General features: G+C 37.9%; 3 protein-coding genes. All 3 read right to left on the reverse strand.

Translation table 11 applies throughout. From position 1 onward, the window contains the following. Nucleotides 1-293 precede the first annotated feature (293 nt). Entirely contained in the window at nucleotides 294-2,018 is a 1,725-nt protein-coding gene (gene dsbD / locus F3D68_RS11070; RefSeq protein ID WP_191092813.1) for a protein-disulfide reductase DsbD, read from the reverse strand. 81 nt (nucleotides 2,019-2,099) lie between these two features. Beyond that, nucleotides 2,100-2,309 (reverse strand): exodeoxyribonuclease VII small subunit, encoded by a 210-nt coding sequence (gene xseB, locus F3D68_RS11075; protein WP_117003579.1) that lies wholly within the window; start codon nucleotides 2,307-2,309, stop codon nucleotides 2,100-2,102. A gap of 75 nt (nucleotides 2,310-2,384) precedes the next feature. Further along, the coding region (locus F3D68_RS11080; protein ID WP_151194493.1) for an integrase core domain-containing protein at nucleotides 2,385-2,703 on the reverse strand (319 nt) is incomplete at its 5' end.

Here is a 2,703-nt window from a genome sequence, read left to right on the forward strand (position 1 = left end):
TTTCTAGTTTCATATCCATCTATCAAATTACGCCATATTTATTTGCAAATGAAAACATCAAATCTGGAAAAATTTCCAAAAATTACTGTTTATCAAAATCTAACCTGCTGGGTAGTTACAAAACATCGCAGATGATGAACTAGTTGCTTTTAAATACGAGGTTGAGCAAGGAAGTAAAACTCGGCAGATCAGTTTGGCTATTAAAGAAAGTGAACTGGAAAAAGCAAAAGCTCAAGGACTAAAATATCAAAGTGTTTTTAAAGCGCTAATACATCAATATGCTAATGGACGAATTAATTTATAGATGCATGTTCTTTTGAGAGCACTGTATTAAATTGCTGCTTCAATGTGTTAACATCAACCACGCCGGCGATGCGCTTGATCTCATTATTTTGTTGATTGCGTAAAATAAGTGTTGGTAAACCTAATACGTTAGCCGTTTTAAGTAGCGCTGTGCTATTGGCGTTATAGTCTGAAACATCCACCTTAATAACCGTGATGTTGTTTTTCTTAAAGTAGTCTTGCATGGTTGGCGACAGCAAAATCGCTTTAAGCTTTAAGCAGTTTTCACACCAGTGTGCGAAGTAATCAATTAAAACATATTGATGCGTTTTTAATGCTAAAGTGACTTGTTGCTTGAGCTCTTGGCTATTAAAGACCGTGGTGAAGTCGTTTTGTGTAGAAACTGTGCTTGGCTTGTTTGTGGTGTGCAGAGTGTGATTGGCAACTATAGTTAACAACGCCAAAAACAGGATAATGGCTGCAATGAAATGTTTGGTTTTTTGTTGAATAGATGCAGATATGACAGATGCGTAAATAAGATAGAGTAAATAAGCGCTAATCAATAGAGCATAGAGGCTAAAAATAATAGTTTCTAATAGCGTAATGCGGCTTAGGAGGAAAATCGCCATTGTCAACATGGCAAAGCCAAAGATGACTTTGATTTCCTGCATCCATGCGCCTGATTTCGGGACAAAGCGCTTAAGCCCAAGCGCAATAAGCATCAGTGGCACACCCATACCGAAACCCAATGCAAAAAGTGCCACACCTCCGTAAAGAATATCGCCTGTTTGCACAATGGTCGTTAATACACCAATTAAAGGTGCTGATGTACAAGGTGACAATACCAAGCTTGCAATTGCACCCATGAGAAAGCTTGCGAATATGCCTCCGGTTTTAATATTGTGTTGTGATTGCCCAAGGCGCGCACTAAGCGCTTGAGGCAGTTGAATTTGAAAAACACCAAACATGGATAGCGCTAATACAGAAAATAATGCGGCAAGTAGAATGATGACCCAGCTTTGCTGAAAGAAAATCTGGAAAGATAGACCAATGCTGCTAATAATGATGCCCAAAATGGCATACATCACCGACATTCCAAGCACATAGGAAAGCGCTAATAGAAAGCTGTAAAATTTACTGTGATTTTTACCGACAACAATGGCGCTGATAATTGGCAACATCGGTAAAACGCAAGGTGTGAAGGCAAGTAATAAGCCAACGCCAAGAAGTGCTAAAATGCCTAACCAGTTAAAGTCATTTTGCTCATAGGGTAATACGTTTTGATCAATTGTGATTTCTTTGACTTGTGGTAAATGGCATAAATTAGTGTCACAACTTTGATATTTAACCTCAAGCTTACTGTTAGGTGTTATTTCACCTGACAGCGGGATACGCAGTAATACTTGATTGGTATACACGGGCTCATTTTTAAACACGGGATGTGTAGTTGCTGGAGGAAAGTAAATTTCTCCAAGCTCTGCTTGATCAGCATGTTGTAGCTGTATGCTAATCTTATTTTTATAAAGATATTGCCCCTTGGGAATGCGCCAGCATAAGGTGATTTCACCTTTGTTTTGAGTCTCTATCACGCTTAGCTTGTTAAAAGATTGTTCAGGTGAGTTAAAGAGATCAATATTGCTGAAATTACTACCCGCTAAGAAATTATTAGCATTAGCAAAACCAAATAGGCTAAACAGTAACAAGAATAATAAACAGTTTAGCTGTCGTAGAAACACAAAAAGACTCATTGAAGGGTATATGTTAATAAATGGCATGGTAGCACGATGCTGCTGGAAATGAAGTGCCGAAGTGGTACTTTAGAGATTATTTTTATTCTCAAATTCAGCGATAAACTTCTCGGCAGCGGCAATACGCTCTTTGCAAACAAGGTAGCTTTTGGATGCTTTTTCCAACATGGGGGCGAGTTCATCAATCATGTTGGGATTGTTTTGCCCTTGCTGAAGTTGGTAGTTTATCTCTTCTAAAATGGCATAGTTTTCGGCATAAGTTTTGGTTTTATTTGTCATTTTTAATCTCTGCAGCTATTTATTCTACCCCAAAGTGTCAATACAGTTTTTTGAAAATTCTTATTCCTATACATGTCATGCAACCTGCAATGTTTTTTGCATCTGACTTTTAAAGTCAATAGCACCTTCTTTGTACACATTCATTGGTTTTTTGTATCCCAAGCTCTCATGGAATCTACGATGATTATAAAAATCAATATAATCAGCAAGATCAGATCTAAGCTCAGGTAAAGAACCATATTCATTAAGATAAATTCGCTCGCATTTTGCACTGAGCCAAAAACGCTCAATACAAATGTTATCAGTAGCTCGCCCTTTACCATCCATTGAGATAGTAATACCTCTACTGGATAATGCCTCAGTATGTATATGCGAGGTATATTGACTGCCTTGG

It is taken from the genome of Cysteiniphilum sp. JM-1, assembly GCF_008711525.1.
Classification (GTDB): Bacteria; Pseudomonadota; Gammaproteobacteria; order Francisellales; family Francisellaceae; genus Caedibacter.

Bases quoted from the DNA above. Each gene is read 5' to 3' on its own strand.
- xseB (WP_117003579.1), bottom strand. From the start codon at position 2,309: ATGACAAATAAAACCAAAACTTATGCCGAAAACTATGCCATTTTAGAA.